At 68.0% G+C, this 18,001-nt stretch carries 10 protein-coding genes and 1 tRNA gene; 7 read left to right on the top strand and 4 right to left on the bottom strand.

Annotated elements, in window-relative coordinates; genetic code table 11:
• Positions 1 to 119 precede the first annotated feature (119 nt).
• The 4 genes from ACPXCG_RS00225 to ACPXCG_RS00210 all read right to left on the bottom strand — a co-directional run bounded on the left by ACPXCG_RS00225 (position 120) and on the right by ACPXCG_RS00210 (position 9,769).
• Complete coding sequence (locus ACPXCG_RS00225; RefSeq protein WP_425787977.1) at positions 120 to 3,920, bottom strand: multifunctional oxoglutarate decarboxylase/oxoglutarate dehydrogenase thiamine pyrophosphate-binding subunit/dihydrolipoyllysine-residue succinyltransferase subunit; 3,801 nt, start codon at positions 3,918 to 3,920, stop codon at positions 120 to 122.
• 188 nt (positions 3,921 to 4,108) lie between these two features.
• On the bottom strand, positions 4,109 to 7,960 hold the full coding sequence (locus tag ACPXCG_RS00220; RefSeq protein WP_425787975.1) for an ABC transporter ATP-binding protein: 3,852 nt from the start codon (positions 7,958 to 7,960) through the stop codon (positions 4,109 to 4,111).
• Positions 7,957 to 8,730, bottom strand: coding sequence for a hypothetical protein (locus ACPXCG_RS00215; RefSeq protein ID WP_425787973.1), 774 nt, complete (start codon positions 8,728 to 8,730; stop codon positions 7,957 to 7,959). The genes ACPXCG_RS00220 and ACPXCG_RS00215 overlap by 4 nt, the downstream gene beginning before the upstream one ends.
• Positions 8,723 to 9,769, bottom strand: coding sequence for a glutathione S-transferase family protein (locus ACPXCG_RS00210; protein ID WP_425787971.1), 1,047 nt, complete (start codon positions 9,767 to 9,769; stop codon positions 8,723 to 8,725). Before ACPXCG_RS00210 ends, ACPXCG_RS00215 begins: the two co-directional genes overlap by 8 nt.
• Before the next feature lie 99 nt (positions 9,770 to 9,868).
• On the opposite strand from ACPXCG_RS00210, the gene ACPXCG_RS00205 reads away from it, so the two are divergent.
• The 7 genes from ACPXCG_RS00205 (at position 9,869) to ACPXCG_RS00175 (ending at position 17,995) form a co-directional block, all read left to right on the top strand.
• The gene (locus ACPXCG_RS00205; RefSeq protein ID WP_425787969.1) at positions 9,869 to 10,513 is read left to right on the top strand and encodes a PadR family transcriptional regulator; all 645 of its coding nucleotides are present in this window, start codon (positions 9,869 to 9,871) and stop codon (positions 10,511 to 10,513) included.
• Positions 10,510 to 12,030, top strand: coding sequence for an MFS transporter (locus ACPXCG_RS00200; protein ID WP_425787967.1), 1,521 nt, complete (start codon positions 10,510 to 10,512; stop codon positions 12,028 to 12,030). Before ACPXCG_RS00205 ends, ACPXCG_RS00200 begins: the two co-directional genes overlap by 4 nt.
• A 114-nt stretch (positions 12,031 to 12,144) precedes the next feature.
• Positions 12,145 to 13,344, top strand: a complete 1,200-nt coding sequence (locus ACPXCG_RS00195; RefSeq protein WP_425787965.1) for an exonuclease SbcCD subunit D — start codon at positions 12,145 to 12,147, stop codon at positions 13,342 to 13,344.
• A complete protein-coding gene (locus ACPXCG_RS00190; RefSeq protein ID WP_425787963.1) occupies positions 13,341 to 16,310 on the top strand; it encodes an AAA family ATPase in 2,970 nt (989 codons plus the stop codon). The genes ACPXCG_RS00195 and ACPXCG_RS00190 overlap by 4 nt, the downstream gene beginning before the upstream one ends.
• A gap of 55 nt (positions 16,311 to 16,365) precedes the next feature.
• A tRNA-Arg gene (locus ACPXCG_RS00185) sits at positions 16,366 to 16,438 on the top strand.
• A 148-nt stretch (positions 16,439 to 16,586) separates the two neighbouring features.
• Positions 16,587 to 17,570, top strand: coding sequence for a hypothetical protein (locus ACPXCG_RS00180; RefSeq protein ID WP_425787961.1), 984 nt, complete (start codon positions 16,587 to 16,589; stop codon positions 17,568 to 17,570).
• Positions 17,555 to 17,995, top strand: a complete 441-nt coding sequence (locus tag ACPXCG_RS00175; protein ID WP_425787959.1) for a hypothetical protein — start codon at positions 17,555 to 17,557, stop codon at positions 17,993 to 17,995. Before ACPXCG_RS00180 ends, ACPXCG_RS00175 begins: the two co-directional genes overlap by 16 nt.
• Positions 17,996 to 18,001: the final 6 nt, after the last annotated feature.

The raw sequence follows: 18,001 nt of genomic DNA, 5'->3' as shown, positions 1-18,001 counted from the left end.
CGGCGCCCAGGAGGTGGCGGAGGGCTCACCCGCCTGGGGTCTGGGGTTACTGGGGGGGCCGGCCCCACAAATAAATGGGGGGGGGGGGCCGGGCCCCCCCCCACACTCGAGATGTCAGATCAGCCGAACGCCTCGTCGAGGATCTCCTGCTGCTCGACGGCGTGCACCTTGCTCGACCCCGACGACGGCGCCGACATCGGGCGACGTGAGGCGCGGCGCAGACCTTTGAGCAGGTCGGGCAGCATCTCGGGCAGCCACAGACCGAGGAACGGCCACGGACCCTGGTTGGCCGGCTCCTCCTGCACCCACACGAAGTCGTCGGCATTGCCGTACTGCTCGAGAGTGTTGCGGAGACGACGATGCGGCACCGGGTAGAGCTGCTCGATGCGGACCACCGCGATGTCGTCACGCTCTTCCTTGTCGCGGCGTGCGGCGATCTCGTAGTAGAGCTTGCCGCTCACCAGCAGGACACGCTTGACCTTGTCGCGATCGCCGTCGCCCGAGATGAACTTCGGGTCGTCGATGACCGAGCGGAACTTGTCGTCGGTGAACTCCTCGATCGGGCTGACCGCTCGCTTGTTGCGCAGCATCGACTTCGGCGTGAACACCACCAGTGGGCGGCTGATGCCGTCGAGGACGTGTCGGCGCAGGAGGTGGAAGTAGCTCGCCGGGGTCGACGGCAGCGCAACGGTCATCGAACCTTCGGCGCACAGCTGCAGGAAGCGCTCGATACGACCGGAGGTGTGGTCGGGACCCTGGCCCTCGTGACCGTGGGGGAGCAGCAGCACGACGTCGGACAGCTGTCCCCACTTCGCCTCACCGGACGAGATGAACTCGTCGATGATGGACTGGGCGCCGTTGACGAAGTCGCCGAACTGCGCCTCCCACATCACCAGCGCGTCGGGGTTGCCGACCGAGTAGCCGTACTCGAAGCCGACCACCGCGAACTCCGACAGCGGAGAGTCGTACGCCATGAATCGGCCGCCGTTGTCCTCACTGTCCTCGCCGTTCACCGGTTTGAGGTGATTGAGCGGGGTGTACTCGGTGCCGCTGTCACGATCGATGAGCACCGAGTGGCGCTGGGTGAACGTGCCGCGGCGTGAGTCCTGCCCGGACAGGCGGACGGTGCGCCCCTCGAGGACGAGCGAGCCGAATGCCAGGAGCTCGGCGAAGGCCCAGTCGACACCGCCGTGGCGCGACATCTCATGGCGACGCTCGAGCACCGGCTTCACCCGCGGGTGCGGCGTGAAGCCTTCGGGCACATTGAGGAACGCGTCGCCGATGCTCGCGAGCACCTCCTTGTCGACCGCCGTCACCAGCTTGGTCGGCAGCGTCTGGTCGGCCAAGATCGACGGACTCGGCTCGGCGTGATACTTCTCGAGCTCCTTGACCTCGTTGAACACCCGCTCCAGCTGGCCCTGGTAGTCACGCAGCGCATCCTCGGCCTCCTTGGTCGAGATGTCACCACGACCGATCAGGGCCTCGGTGTAGCTCTTGCGGACGCCGCGCTTGGTGTCGATCACCTCGTACATGGCCGGCTGCGTCATCGACGGGTCGTCACCCTCGTTGTGGCCGCGACGACGGAAGCAGACGAGGTCGATCACGACGTCCTTGCCGAAGGCCTGCCGGTAGTCGACGGCCATCTTCCCGACCCACACGCACGCCTCGGGATCGTCGCCGTTGACGTGGAAGATCGGCGCGCCGATCATCTTCGCGACGTCGGTGCAGTACTCGGTCGATCGGGAATGCTCCGGGGCGGTGGTGAATCCGACCTGGTTGTTCACCACGATGTGGATGGTGCCGCCGGTGCGGTAGCCGGGGAGCATCGCCATGTTCAGCGTCTCGGCGACCACGCCCTGGCCGGCGAAGGCCGCGTCACCGTGCAGCATCAGCGGCAGAATCGGGAACGAGTCGTCGTCGCCGAGGAGGTCTTGCTTGGCGCGGACGAGGCCTTCCAGAACCGGGTCGACGGCCTCGAGGTGGCTCGGGTTGGCGGTCAGCGACACGTTGATCTCGTTGTCGCCGAACATCTGGTAGTACTTGCCCTCGGCGCCGAGGTGGTACTTCACGTCGCCGGAACCGTGTGCCTGCGACGGGTTCAGGTTGCCCTCGAACTCGGTGAAGATCTTGGAATAGGGCTTGCCGACGATGTTGGCGAGGACATTCAGGCGACCGCGGTGGGGCATGCCGACGACGACCTCTTCGAGGCTGTGCTCGGCGCCCTGATCGATCACCGCATCCATCATCGGGATGACCGCTTCGGCGCCTTCGAGCGAGAAGCGTTTCTGCCCGACGTACTTGGTCTGCAGGAAGGTCTCGAACGCCTCGGCCGCATTGAGCTTGGACAGAATGTATTTCTGCTCGGCGACCGGCGGCTTGACGTGCTTGACCTCGACGCGCTCCTGCACCCAGCGCTGCTGCTCGGGCTCGAGGATGTGGGTGTATTCGACGCCGACATGTCGGCAATACGCGTCGCGCAAGATCGACAACACGTCGCGCAGCTTCATCTTCTCCTGGCCGTGGAATCCGCCGACGGTGAAGGAGCGATCGAGATCCCAGAGGGTCAGGCCGTAGGTGAGCACGTTGAGGTCGGGATGGCTCGCTCGCGCGTCACTGTCGAGCATCAGCGGATCGATGTCGGCCATCAGATGCCCGCGACTGCGGTATGCGGCAATGATTTCCAGCACCCGGGTGCTCTTGTCGACGAGCCCCGCAGGGATGTCGCGACGCCACCGGACCGGCTCGTACGGGATGTGGAACGCGGTGAAGATCTCGTCGTAGAACGCATCGTCGAGGAGTAGTTCGTGGATGGTCCGCAGGAAGTCGCCCGACTCCGCACCCTGGATGATCCGGTGGTCGTAGGTCGACGTCAGCGTCATCAGCTTGCCGACACCGAGTTCGGCGATCTGCTCGTCGCTGGCGCCCTGGAACTCGGCGGGGTACTCCATCGCGCCTGCGCCGATGATCGCGCCCTGGCCCTTCATCAGGCGCGGCACCGAGTGGACCGTGCCGATCGTCCCGGGGTTGGTCAGCGAGACGGTCACGCCCGCGAAATCGTCGCCGGTGAGCTTGCCGTCACGCGCACGGCGCACGATATCCTGGTAGGCGCTGTAGAACTCGGCGAAACCCATTGTCTCGCAACCCTTGATGGCCGCGACCACCAGTGTGCGGTTACCGTCCTTGCCGACCAGATCGATGGCCAGACCGAGGTTGGTGTGGGCCGGGGTGACGACGTTGGGTTTGCCTTCGACCTCGGCGAAGTGGCGGTTCATGTTCGGGAACGCCTTGATCGCCTGGACGATCGCGTAGCCGAGGATGTGGGTGAAGCTGATCTTGCCGCCGCGGGTACGGGCGAGGTGGTTGTTGATGACGATGCGGTTGTCGATCATCAGCTTCGCCGGGATGGCGCGCACGCTCGTGGCGGTCGGCACGTTGAGCGAGGCGGCCATGTTCTTGGCGATCGCGGCCGCGGGGCCGCGCAGGACCTTGTTCTCGTCTTCCGGTGGCGTCGACGCGGACGCGCCCACCGGGCTCTTGGCCCGGTTGTGGGACCGGGATGAGCCGTCGCGGCTGGCGGTGCTCTGGCCGGACGCGGCCTTGGTCGCGGTCGATTCCCGTGCGGGTCCGGACTTACGGGCCGGAGTGCTGGCAGTAGGTTGCTGGTCGAGCGTCACCTGCTTGCTCTGCGAGCTCGAGGTCTTCGTGGTGGTCGCGGGCGCCGCGGCCTTCGGTGAGGTGGCCGCGGCGGGGGCACTGCCACCAGGCGTCGCAGTACCGCTGTCGCGGGCGGCGGAATCGCCGTTGCCGCCGGCGGTCGCGCTCGTCTCGGCGTCGCCGTTCACGCTCGGGTCGTAGTTGGCGAGGAACTCGTGCCAGCTCGGGTCAACTGACGTGGGGTCCTTCTTGTACTGCTGGTACATTTCCTCGACCAGCCACGTATTTTGTCCGAAATCTGAAATCGAACTGCTCACAGCGGTATCTCGCCTCAATTCCCTCTGGTGTCGGGTCGCTTGTCACCGAGAAAGTCCCTTGTGGAGACTATCGGCAAACCACCTGCCGATGGTACGCGTGCGCAATACACGACGTGCGGTGGACCTCACTGTCCGACTCACCTGAGCTGCTGGTCACCAGCGGTGGCGATACCGTCCGCGTCGGGAGCGACACCAGCATCCCAGAACGCGCGGTACCTCTGACCCAACGCAAGCAGCTCGGTATGAGTTCCCCGCTCGACGATCCGGCCCTGATCGACCACTGCGATCGTGTCGGCGCGGGCCGCCGTGGCGAGCCGGTGCGCGACGATCACCGACGTCCGGCGGTGCGTGAGTGCCTCGCCTGCGGCGAGCACGAGCGCCTCGGTGGCCTGGTCCAGTGTGGCGGTCGCCTCGTCGAGCAGCAGCAGATCGGGTTCCACGAGTTCGGCGCGGGCCAGCGCGATCAGCTGCCGCTGTCCCGACGACAGCCCCTGGCCTCGCTCGCCGATCGGGTGATTCATCCGACCGGGTAACCCCGCGATCATCGCGGCGGCACCGACGGAGTGGGCGGCCGCGGCGATCGCGCGACGATCCGCGTCCGGCCGGCCGTAGGCGATGTTCTCCGCGACCGTCCCGGTGAACAGGTGCGGTTCCTGGGGGACCACGCCGAGACGACCGCGGTAGTCGGCGAGAGCAAAATCCCGGATGTCGGTTCCGTCCATCCGGACCGCTCCCGAGGTCGGGTCGTAGTAGCGGGCGAGGAGCTTCACGATGGTCGACTTCCCGGCGCCGGTCTTCCCGACGAGGGCCAGCGATGTCCCGGGCGGGATGGTCAGGTCGATCTCCGAGAGCGCATCGTGGGCCGCGCCGGTGTAGCGGAAACTCACGTCGTCGAGAACGGCGTGACCGTCGAAGCCGCCGCTGGGGGTGGTCACGACGTCGTCGCGCCGGATCAGCGAACTCGGGGTGCCGAGCAGGTCGGAGATCCGCCGCAGACCGACCACCGCCTGCTGGTATCCGTCGAACACCTGGGAGAGCTGCTGAACGGGCCCGAACAGCATGGACAGGTAGAGGACGAAGGCCACCAGGGTGCCGGCCGACAGAGAGCCGGTGGTGATCTGGTGGGCACCGACGGCGATGGCGACGGCCGACGCGAGGTCCGACATCAGCGTGATGAACGGGAAGTAGGTCGCGATCGCCTTCTGCGACACCATCCGGGCGTGTACCCAGTCGAAGGTGCGCCGGGTGAATCGGGACGTCGCGGCGGAGGTGTGGCGGTAGGTCTGCGTGGTCTTGATGCCGGCGATGTTCTCCTGGAAGTCGGCATTCACGATGCTGACGAGTTCGCGGGACCGTGTGTAGGCAACCGAGGAGATGCGCCGGAAGATCACCGTGGCGACGATCAGGAACGGAAAGACGGGGAGCATCAATGCACCCAGGAGCGGATCGGTGATCACCAGCGCGACGGACACGCCGACGAGCGTGAAGGCCGCGACGACGGCCGTCGACAGGCCGGTCTGGAGAAATGTCGAGAGCGCGTCGACATCGGTGGTCATCCGCGTCATGATCCGGCCGGACAGTTCCCGCTCGTAGTAGTCGAGCCCGAGTCGCTGCAGGTGGGCGTAACTGCGCACACGGAGACCGAACAGGACGCGCTCGCCGGCACGCGTCGCGAAGACGATTTCCGCCGACGACCCGACCCAGCCCACGGCGACCAGCACCACGCCGATCGCCGTGGCCCGCCACAGCGTGGATTCGTCGGTGTGCGTGGCGGCGTCGATCACCGCTCGTGCGAGGGACGGGAATGCCAGTCCGACGAGGGTGTCCACCGCGATCGCGAGGATGGCCGCCGCGATCAGCCACTGCACCGGGCTCAGCAGCCCGCGCAGTGAGAACGAGCGGCTCTCGGCGCGGGCCGCGTCGACATCCACCCGGGGGCTCTCGTCGGCCGGCGGCAGGGCGTCGACCGCCGCGAGCACCTCGGGGGTCGCCGGCATCGAACCGAGGGCGCCGCCGATCCCGCCGCCACCGCGGGCACCACCGCCGCCGGGGCCCGTGGTCGTGACAGTCGGTCGTCGGATCGTCGGATCGTCGATTTCGGGAGCGTCGTCGGGCCACAGCTGATCGAGTCCCAGTGTTGGTGGCGGCCGGTGGACGGCGCGCCTGCCGGCCTGTTCCGGGTCGGCCGACGCCATCAGCGAGCGGAACAGATCGCACCGTTCGTCGAGTTCGGCAACAGTGCCGACGTCCACGATGCGACCGGACTCGAGGACGGCGACCCGGTCGGCGAGGGCCAGGGTGGACCGGCGATGTGCCAACAGGAGCATCGTGCGACGTTCGCCGCGCAACCCGCGCAGGATCTGTGACTCGGTGGTCGCGTCCACTGCGGACGTGGCGTCGTCGAGGACGAGAATCCGGGAGTCGGCGTACAGCGCGCGGGCCAACGCCACGCGCTGACGCTGCCCGCCGGACAGGGTGAGTCCCCGCTCGCCGACCACGGTCTCGAAGCCGTCCGGTAATCCTTCGACGAACTCATATGCGTCGGCCCGTCGGGCGGCCGAGAGAAGACGACGGCTGGGCGTGCCGTCGTCCGTTGCCGCCTCGCCCGGGCCGAGCGCGATGTTGGCGGTGATCGTGTCCGAGTAGAGGAAGGGCTCGTCGAACACCACCGACACCGCGCCGTGCAGGGCGTCGGGTGCGAGATCGTCGACGGGATGGGCGCCGTCGGCCGACAACAGTTCGACGACGCCGGAGTCGGGCCGGTAATACCGGCCGGCGAGATCGGCGAGCGTCGACTTCCCCGAACCCGGCCCGCCCACCACCGCGACGCACTCACCCGGCGCGACGGTGAGGTCCACGTCGGAGAGGACGGGCCGGTCGCCGAAGGAGAACCCGACCCCGCGCAGCCGGAGTCCGAGTGGACCGTCAGGGAGGGTCTCGGTGTTCGACTCGGCAGGATCGTGCGGATGCTCGATCACGTCGTACACGCGGTCGACGGCGGCCCGGGCCAACTGGGCGCTGACCACAAGGTTGGTCAGCAGGCGGGCGAGCGCGGTCATCGAGGCGACATAGGTCGCGAAGGCCAGGAACGTGCCCGCGGTGATGTGGCCGTGCATCGTCAGGTACCCGCCGACGGCGATCACCGCGACCATCCCGAGCTGGGGGATGGCCGACATCGTCGGGGTGAAGCGCGCGTTGATCTTCCCGGCCCGCAGGCGCAGGGAATACAGCCGTGCGCCGAGGCCGGCGAGCTCGTCGACCGCCCGCTCCTCCTGGCCGAATCCCTTCACCACCCGCACGCCGGTCACGGTCTCCTCGACGTGTTGCGCCACATCGGCGGCAGCCTGCTGTGCCGACCATGTTGCCGCGAAAAGCCTACGGCGCGTGCGGAACACGACGAATCCGACCAGCGGGAAGATCAATAGCGCGACGCACGTGAGCAGGGGCGACAGATACGCCATGATTCCGATCGCGAGGACCACCTGCACCGCCGCGCCTGCCGACAACGGTGCCATCGCGAGCAGTCCCTGCACGATCTGCAGATCAGAGATCGACCGCGAGACGATCTGGCCGGTGCGGATCTGGTTCTGCGCGTTGCCGTCCAGGTGGAGCAGTGTGTCGAGAAGCCGGAGCCGCAGCGCGTTCTGCACGGAGATCGACAGTCGGCCTGCGGTCAGCCGGCGGCCGAACTGGCATGCGTAGCGGACGACGGCGATGGTCAGCAACGCCGCGACGATGGCCTGGATGGAGAGACCGTCGTGCACGGCCCCGGTGGCATGGTCTATGGCGGCCTTGGCGAGGAGCGGCGCCACCAGGTCGACGGCGACCGCGACGACGGTCACCACCAAGGTGATGATCACCAGGGTCCGGAACCGCCAGCTCTCGGAGGCCAGTCGGCGGATCCATGGACGCGGTGTCGAGGGGTCGGGTGACGAGGACTCCGGTCCCGGCCGGGTCGATCGCGATTCGGTCTGAAGCGTCGGAGTCACCGATCCAGGTCGGGCCGGTCACCGGCGCCCGGGAGGCCCGTGTCCCCGACGATCAAGCCGTCGATGACCCAGGTTGTCGGTGGCGGACCGAACGCCTCCCGGGAGTTGGTGACGACGCGCTTGCCCAGGGCGCGGTTGCCGATACCGCCGATCATCGCGCCGATGCCGGCAGGCATCAGCTTGCCGAACACCAGGGGAGCCCGTTTGATGGCGTACTTCTTGGTCAGCTTGTTGACGAGCGTCTTGTTGAGCTTGCCCAGACCCCCGCCGGGGATCGCTGCGCCGCCGAGGCGGCGCAGCGCGCCACCCTGCGTGCCGACGAGCCGTCCCAGCGCGACCACACCTTCTTCGCCCAGTGCCACCGCGAGTACCAGCGTCTTCCGGCGCTCCGAATCGTGCACCGGGATTCCGTGGACCTCGGCGATCGAGAGGGCGAGCAATGCCGAGGCCTCGAGGAAGAACGCGGTCTCGCCGGTCATCGCACCGAGCGCAGTCATCGTGCCCACGCCGGGTACGGCCGCGGTGGCGCCGACGGCCCCACCGGAGCCGGTGACCGCGGTGAGGTAGATCTTCTCGAGTCTCGTGATGATCTGCGCAGGCGATTCCTCGGGATGCGCGGCACGGAGGTTGCGTACGTACTTCGCGACCGCCGGGCCCTGCAGTCGCTGCGCGCGGTCGAGCAGACCGCCGGTGACCTCGACGGCCTTGCCCGGTGGCCGCTGACCGGGGCGGGGGCCTGCGGTTCCGGTGGAGCGTCTGATGTCAGCCATGTGTGGGTACCCGACCTTCCGGAGGGACGATTTCGGCGGGCTTCGGCGGACCGGGCGGCGTGCCGTCGCCGAATGGACGGCCGCCGAGCTCGTCCCGATGATGGGGGGTCAGCCAATTGGAGAGATCCGGCCCGTCGGGGACGACGCCGGTCGGGTTGATGTCGCGATGCACCACGTAGTAGTGACGCTTGATCTGTGCGAAGTCGGTGGTGTCACCGAAGCCGGGTGTCTGGAACAGATCCCGGGCGTAGGCCCAGAGCACCGGCATCTCGGACAACTTGCTCCGGTTGCACTTGAAGTGGCCGTGATAGACGGGATCGAATCGGGCCAGGGTGGTGAACAGTCGGACGTCCGCCTCGGTGATGGTGTCGCCCACCAGGTATCGCCGGGTGCGTAGGCGGTCGGACAGTTCGTCGAGCTTGGTGAACAAGCGGTCGTAGGCCTTGTCGTAGGCGTCCTGGTTGCCGGCGAACCCGCATCGGTAGACCCCGTTGTTGACCTCGGTGTAGACGCCGCGGTTCACCTGGTCGATCTCGTCGCGGAGATGTTCGGGGTACAGCTCCGGCGCACCCGCGCGATGGTGCTCGGCCCATTCGAGCTCGAAGTCGATGGTCATCTGCGGGAAGTCGTTGGTGACCACCGCGCCGCTGTGGGTGTCCACGACCGCCGGCACGGTGATGCCCTTGGGATAGCCGGGAAACCTCTTCTCGTAGGCGTCCTTGAGTCGTGGGATGGCGAGCACCGGGTCCACGCCGCCGGGATCGAGGTCGAAGGTCCAGGAGTCGGCGTCGTGCGTGGGGCCGCAGAGGCCCAGCGAGATCGCGTCCTCCAGTCCGAGAAGGCGTCGGACGATGAGTGTCCGGTTCGCCCAGGGGCATGCGCGGGCCGCCACGAGCCGATAACGCCCGGGCTCGACGGGGTGGCCGTCCCGCCCATCTCGGGTGATCCGCGTCTCGATGTATTCGGTGTCGCGGACGAACTCCTGGCCGGTGGTCACGTAGACGCCCTGCTCCTGCTCGCCACCGCTCTCAGTGCTCATGGTGACCACAGTAGTGATCGACACCGACGCTTGGCATGCGATGTCCGGCACGGTATATTCCACACGGAATATTTGCAGTGGATCAATTCGGGAGGTGTGGTGGGAGCCAAGGCATGCGGACCCCTGCCGCCACTGGCGGTGCTGGTACTGGGACTCGTCGCGGAACGGCCGATGCACCCGTACGAGATGTTCCAGACGACGGTCGAACGACGAGAAGATCGTCTGGCGAAGTTCCGGCCCGGCACGATGTACCACACGGTCGATCGGCTGCTCTCCCAGGAACTCATCGAGGTCCACGACGTCCAGCGTGCGGGGAACCGTCCCGAACGCACTGTTTATGCCATCACCGATCTCGGTCGGCGCGTGTTGTTCGAGAGCCTCGAAGAGATCGTCTCCCGCCATCCCGTCGAATACCCCGAGCTCTATCTCGCCCTCTCCGAAGCGCACGGGCTCCCCCGTGCGCGGGTGGTCGAACTGCTGACCACCCGACTCGAGGCGATGCGTACGGCGCTGACCGAGTTGGACGGCGGTGTCGCCGCCGTCCGGGAGCGGGGGACACCCGAGATGTTCCATCTCGACATCGGTTGCCGCATCGCGACTTTGCGCGCTCAGATCGACTGGGTCGAGGACCTTGTCGACCGTCTCGAGAACTCCAGCATCGAATGGCTCGACGATCCGGGTTCCCCCTATCAGGGCAGCTCGGTCATCGCGGGCGTCCTCCATCAGAAAGCGAACGACGAATGACCTCCACCCCGACCCCTGCCGCGCAGGTGACCACACGGCCCTGGGCCGCGCTGCTGGCGCTGTGCGTCGGCTTCTTCATGATCCTGGTCGACATGACCATTGTGGCAGTGGCCCAGCCGCAGATCCAGACCGCGCTGGACACCGATGTGAACGGCATCGTCTGGGTGACGAGCGCCTACCTGCTGACCTACGCGGTGCCCCTGCTGATCACCGGACGCCTCGGCGACAAATTCGGCCCCAAACGCGTTTACCAGCTCGGTCTGCTCGTCTTCACCATCGCCAGCGTGTGGTGCGGGCTGTCCGGGTCGATCGGCGAACTGATCGCCGCCCGCGCCCTGCAGGGTGTCGGCGCCGCGTTGATCACACCGCAGACGATGGCCCTGATCACCCGCATCTTCCCGCCTGAGAAGCGCGGCGCCGCAATGGGTGTCTGGGGCACCGTGGCCGGCGTGGCCACGCTCGTCGGACCGTTGCTGGGCGGAGTGCTCACCGACAGCCTCGGGTGGGAGTGGATCTTCTTCGTCAACATCCCGGTCGGCATCGTCGGCCTGGTGCTGGCGTACGTGCTCGTCCCCGATGTCGAGACCCACGACCACCAATTCGACTGGATCGGCGTTGCCTTGTCGGCGATCGGTCTGTCGGCGTTGGTGTTCGGCATCCAGGACGGCGAGAAGTACAACTGGAACGGCTGGATCTGGACGCTCATCGTCGGTGGCGTGCTGGTGATGGCGCTCTTCGTCTACTGGCAGTCGCGGATCAAGGGTGAACCCCTGGTGCCGCTCTCGTTGTTCCGGGACCGCAACTTCTCCCTGGCCAACATCGGTATCGCGTCGATGGGATTCGCGATCTCCGGACTGATGATCCCGACGATGTTCTTCCTGCAGCTCGTCGGCGGCATGTCACCGACCCGCTCGGCGGTGATGATGGTCCCGATGGCAGTGCTCACCGGCGTCCTGGCGCCGATCGTCGGCCGTGTCCTCGACCGCGTCCATCCCCGTACCATCATCGCGACCTCGTTGCTGCTGAACGCCATCGCCGTCGGTTGGGTCGGCATGATCGCCCGGCCGGCGACCCCGGTGTGGCAGTTGGTCATCCCGATGTGCCTGATGGGGATCGCGTCGGCGGGCATCTGGGCGCCGTTGGCCGCCACCGCGACCCGCAACCTGCCGTGGCATCAGGCCGGCGCCGGCGCCGGCGTCTACAACACCACCCGGATGATCGGATCGGTGCTGGGCAGTGCGGCCGTGGGCGCACTGATGCAGACCCGGCTCGCCGCGCTGCTGCCGGGCGTCGACACCGAGCACCACAGTGCCGGCGGCCAGCTCCCGGAGATGGTGCGCGAGGGATTTGCCACCGCGATGGGCCAGTCGCTCTACCTGCCGGCCGTGGTGCTCCTGTTCGGCGTCGTCGCCGCGCTGTTCTTCGTGAAGCCGAAGCATCAGACCCCGCCCGGCGTGCCGCCGGTGCCGTCGGATCAGGCCGGCGAGGGCGCCGCGACGGGGGTGCCGACCGCCTGACCCGCGCATCGACGATCACCGTGGGCGCCGACCTCGCCCGAGTGGCGAGGTCGGTGCCCACGGGTGCGGCTTTGCCTCCCACAGTCTGTCGGGAGGCGCTCGTAGGGTGAGCGCATGCGCATCATCCACACCTCCGACTGGCACCTGGGTCGGACCTTTCACGGCGTCGAGCTGCTCGACGACCAGATGGCTGCGCTGTCGCACCTCGCCGGAATCGTGGCCGAGGAGTCGGCCGATGCCGTGGTGGTCGCCGGAGACGTGTACGACCGGTCCGTTCCGTCGGCGGACGCGGTACGGGTGTACGACCGCGGGCTCGCCGAGATCGCGGCGGCGGGCGCTCAGATCGTCATCACCTCGGGCAATCATGATTCGCCGACCCGTCTCGGGGCCGGGTCCGGATTCGCGGCGGCGGGCGGGCTGCACCTGCGGACCTCGATCGAGGAGATCGGCGAACCGGTCGTCCTGGGCGACGAGTTCGGTGAGGTGGCGATCTACGGCATCCCATATCTCGAACCGGAAACCGCGCGGCGGCACCTCGGTGTCGACGACGCCCGCACCCATGCCGAGGTGCTCCGAGCGGCGATGGACCGGGTTCGTGCAGATCTGGCCGGCCGGTCCGCCCGGTCGGTGGTGGCCGCGCACGCCTTCGTGGTCGGCGCCCTGGCCTCCGGATCCGAACGATCCATCAGTGTCGGTGGTGTGGAAACCGTTGGCGCCGAGAACTTCTCCGGGGTCGACTATGTGGCACTCGGGCATCTGCACTCGCCGCAGCAACTCGGCGAGGCAGTCCGGTACAGCGGATCACTGCTGCCGTACTCGTTCGGCGAGCGTTCCGAGCACAAGTCGGTGTGGGTCGTCGACCTCGACGCGAACGGCGTCGCCGGGGTGGGCGCCCGAGAACTCCCGACCGTCCGCGGGCTGAGTTCCTTGGTGGGCACTCTCGACGAGCTCCTCACCGACGGCTCGCTGAGCGATGCGGAGGACCACTATGTCGAAGCGGCCCTGACCGATGCGGTCCGCCCGGTCGATGCGATGCGTCGACTGCGGGAACGATTTCCGCATGCCGTGCATGTGCAGTGGGATCGCCCCCACCTCGGCGACGGGCTCGACTATCGATCGCGGGTACACGGTCGCACCGACGCCGAGATCATCGCCGCCTTCGTCGCCGACGTGCGCGACACCCCCACCGCGCGGGAATGTGCCCTCGTCGATCGGGCGGTGCGTGCGGTCGTCGGCGAGCCTGACTCCGATGGCGGATCGGACGGGGAGCTGACCCTCTTCGACGTCGAGCCGGGTGTGGCGGAGTCAGCATGAGATTGCACCACTTACGGATGCGGGCATTCGGTCCGTTCGCCGACGAGGTCGTGGTCGACTTCGAATCGCTCGCCGGGGACGGACTGTTCCTGTTGCACGGGCAGACCGGCGCGGGCAAGACGACGGTGCTCGACGGAGTCGCGTTCGCGCTCTTCGGCCGGGTGCCCGGCGCCCGGGACACCAACCGCCGCTTGCATTCCGATCACTCGTCGGCCGATCAGGTACCCGAGGTCGAGCTCGAGGCGACGATCGGGGGCCGCCGGCTGCGCATCACCCGGTCACCCGATCATCTCCGGCCCAAGAAACGCGGTACCGGCACCACCAAGGTCAATGCGCGGGGCACGTTGGTGTGGCTGGACGATTCGGGCCCGGACCTGACCCGCCTGCCGGAGATCGGCGAGGTGGTGACGCGGCTGTTGGGGATGAGCGCCGACCAGTTCTTTCAGGTGGTGCTGCTGCCGCAGGGCGAGTTCGCGAGGTTTCTGCGAGCGACTTCCGAGGATCGAGAAGGCCTGCTGGAGAGGCTGTTCGACACCGAGCGATTCGGCGACCTCGAGGAGTGGCTGCGTGAGCGGGCGCGGCAGAGTGCGAGTGCAGTGGCGGAGCGGACGGCGGCTGCGGATCGTATCGCAGGCCAGATCGTCGCTCTCGGCGGTGCCGACGTCGCCGATCCCGACATGGAGTGGGCGCAGAACTGCCTGGCGGCCGCGCGTACGGATGCGACCGGGTGTGTCGACGCGCTGACCGGGGCGCAGGCCGAACTCGATCGTGTACAGGCCGCCCATGATCACGGTGCACGGCTGGTGGATGCTCGACGGCGGGGTGACGAGGCCACGACGCGATTGGTCCAGCTCGCCGACGGGGGAGCGGAATTGGCCGCGATCACCGCGGCACTCGAGTCCGGGCGGCGAGCCGCACCGATTGCGTCGGTGGTCGAGGACCGGGACCGCGCCGCAGCCGCGCTGGCAACCGCCGAATCGGAGTGTGCCCGCCTCGATGCCGAGCTGGCCGCGCTCGACGAGGGAGCTCCGCTGTGTCGGAGCAGTGCGGAGGGCTCGCTCGACGCCGCGATCGAGCGTTGGACCGCCGAGTCCGGCCGCTGGGAGCCGTTGGCCGCCCGCCTCGCCCGGCGGCCGGAGCTCATTGCCGACATCGATCGGATCCGGGACGAGATGGACGCGACCGAGCGTCGCCTCGCCGAGATGGACTCGCTTCTCGAGCAGGCGCCGGAGCGCCGAGAGAAGGCTGCCGCCGAGCTTGCCGGTGCGGTCGCGGCACGAGCACAGCTGCCGCACCTGCACGCCGAACGGGATCGCCTGGCCACCATCGCCCGGGCCGTCGCCGATCGCGAGGCGCTCGAGCCGGAGATCGCTCGCGCCGAACAGCAGCTCCTCGATGCGCGTGAGCAATACACGACTGCGCGCGAGCGCCTCCTGGATGTCCGGGAACGGAGGCTGACAGGGATGGCGGCCGAGCTCGCGGGCCAGCTGGTGGACGGAACGCCGTGTGCGGTCTGCGGATCGGTCGAGCATCCGCTGCCCGCAGTGAGCGATTCGGCGACGTCGATCGGTGAGGCGCAGGAAGCCGACGCCGTCGAGGCCGCCCAACGCGCCGCGGACACCCGATCGGCCGCGGAGTCGGATCGTGCGGCACTCGTCGAACGGCGTACCCACCTCGATGCCACCATCGACGGGGCCATGCGGGATCAGATCGACGCCCACCGGGCACAGAACACCGCCGACCTCGAGGACGCGGAACGTTCCGCGGAACGCACTTCCTCCCTGGCGGCGGCACTCAAGGCCATCGAGGCCGACATCGAGTCGGTACGTGTCGAACGCAGCGATGCCGACACCGCGCAGGCCGGGCGTCGCGAACGGCTCACCGCGCTCCGCGACACACTCGGGGCACTCGATGCCGACGTCGCGGAAGCGACCGGCGGGCGCACCGGTGTGGCCGAGCGACGTGCCGAACTGGCGGAACTGTGTCGTCGTGCGGCGCGGCTGCGCGACGCACGGAATGAACTGGTCCGAGTCCGGCAGCGACGTGCAGACGCCCTGGACCGGCTCGCCGAGAAGTGTGCCGCCGCAGGCTTCGCGGACCCGTCGGAGGCCACCGCGGCGCTGACCTCGGAGGCTCGCCTGTCCGAGTGGGAGGCGATGGTGCTGCAGGCGTCGCGAATCCGGGCGGCAGCCGAATCGACCCTCGCCGACACGGAGGTGCGTGCGGCGATGGCCGCCGAACCGGTCGACACCGATGCCCTCGCCGCGAACCTGGCATCTGCCCGGCAGGTGCGTGACGAGGCCACGAGTCGTCGTGCAGTGGCGGTTCGGCGTCTGCGGGATCTGGACGACTACGTCAGCCAGTTCTGGGCGGCCGCCGACGTGCTCGCTCCGATGCGGGCGCGTCACGATGAGCTCCAAGGCCTCGCCGAGTTGGTGAGCGGGCGGGGACAGAACTCCCGGCGGATGTCGTTGCGGTCCTACGTGCTGGCCGCGCGGCTGACGGAGGTGCTCGTGGCCGCGTCCGCTCGACTGCACCAGATGTCCTCGGGCCGATATGAATTCGTGCATACCGATGCCGTTGGGCCGCGTGGGCGACGCGGTGGGCTCGGCATCGAGGTCCGCGACGAGTACACCGGAGCGGTCAGGGCGACCACCACCTTGTCGGGCGGTGAGACGTTCTTCGCCTCACTGGCCCTCGCACTCGGCCTCGCCGACGTGGTCGCCGCGGAATCCGGCGGTCACGTGCTCGACACGATCTTCATCGACGAAGGGTTCGGTGCCCTCGATCCTGAAGCGCTCGACCTGGTGATGGGCGTTCTCGACGACCTCCGCTCGGGCGGACGTGTCGTGGGTGTCGTGAGCCACGTCGACGAACTCCGGGCGCGTATTCCAGCCCAACTGCACGTCGTACGCGGAGAGAGCGGTTCGCACATCCGCATGTCGGGAGCGCTCGGTGTGTCGTGACGACCCGATTGGGTTCGGGTGGCGCGCGTGCGTTACGCTAACCCTCGCCCGTTGAGCCCCCGTAGCTCAGGGGATAGAGCGTCTGCCTCCGGAGCAGAAGGCCGCAGGTTCGAATCCTGCCGGGGGCACCGTGACATCCTTGTCGCAGTGCGAGCGTCAGCCGCGAAGAACTCATTTCCCGTATGACCTGAAAACCGTTGGGCATCTGGCGAAGGTGCGAGTTCAGTCCGCTCTGGGCGCCAGAGTGCGCGCGAACGCCCGCCACCGACGTTCGTGGTGCCGGAAGATCCCACGGGCGACCATGCCGGCGACCCCGGTGATACGTCCGGTATCGATCTCGATGGTGCCTCGGTAGCGGCTGCGGACACCTTCGGGCACTCATCGCCGGGACGCCGAACAGACCTGACACACATGCAGGAAGGTCGACTGCAACAGCATCCCCGAGCAGACGGCGCCGGCGTCGAGGTCGGTTTCGAGCGTGACGGTCTGCCTCGGGGCGCTCCAGGTGTCGGGGTGCTCGTGATGTCGGTGTGCTCGTGCTGTCCGCCGACGATCCTGCCGCAACGTGCGTCATCGGCGCGCCGAATCCACCAGAATGCAGGGGTGAACGGTGATGTCGTAGCAGCGAACGGCCCGACCCGGTTTCTGTCGGCGACGCTCGAGAAGCAATGTTGGGGGTTCATGATCGGGTCGGCGCTCTTCGCACTGGGCGCCGCGCCCGGATTCATGGCGTGGGTAGGTGCGTCGGTGGCGAATCTGAGTTTCTTCGTCGGCGCCTGGTTCTTCACCGGTGCGGCACTGATCCAATATGCGCTCAGCGGTGCGGCGACCACCTCGACCCCCGACGACGGCAAACAGTTTCGCGCCGAGTGGCTCTCCGCGGCAACACAATTCGGCGGGGCCCTGCTGTTCAATGCGAGTACTGCGGCAGCTCTCCATGCCGCCACGGTCACCGAAGATCGCCGTCGGGTGTGGTCCCCGGACGCAGCCGGTTCGGTCGCATTCCTGGTGAGCGGCATCCTCGCGGTGATCGTGTTCGCCCACACCGTCCGCGTCTGGGCGCCGCGGCGCCGCGACTGGTGGGCGCCGCAGGTCAACCTGCTGGGCTGCATCGCCTTCGGGGCGTCGGCGGTGGGTGCCTACGTGACGTCCGCAGGGCAGACGGTCAGCGACGAGGTGGCGAGCGCCGGCACGTTCGTCGGCGCGCTTTGTTTCCTGGTGTCCGCAGGGTTGAGCCTGCCCCGGTGGTCCCGGACGTGACGGTGGAGACCGTCAGTTCGTCGGCAGCGGCGCGGCGCCACGTTCCGGCAGAGGTCGACGGCGCCGGGGTGCCTGCGGCCATCTCAGTGCCCACCCACCCCATCAGCGGATTCGGGTTGATCGGTGGGTGGCCCCATCGGGTCAGCCACAACGGCATCTGCCCGATCTCGTTGCTCTGCGTGGTGAGGATGTCGGACCATGTCCTGCGCAAAGCCGACCGCCGCGGAGTCCGCCGACGGCGTCTCCTCGGCCCGCACGTCGTCGCTGTGCAGTATCGCGGCGATCAGCAGTCCCAGCGCCATCCCGATCAGCAACGCCGCGACCACCCCGAGGGCGGTGAGCAATGTGCGTGGGGAGCCGGTGGGGTCGCTCGCCAGGTGACGGCCGGCGTAGGCGATTATCCCCTGTTGGGCTCGGGCCAATAGGATGGT

The sequence above is a fragment of the Gordonia sp. DT218 genome (assembly GCF_049847105.1).
GTDB lineage: Bacteria > Actinomycetota > Actinomycetes > Mycobacteriales > Mycobacteriaceae > Gordonia.
The sequence above is the reverse complement of the archived record's forward strand: the minus strand, read 5'-3'. Positions and strand labels throughout refer to the sequence as shown.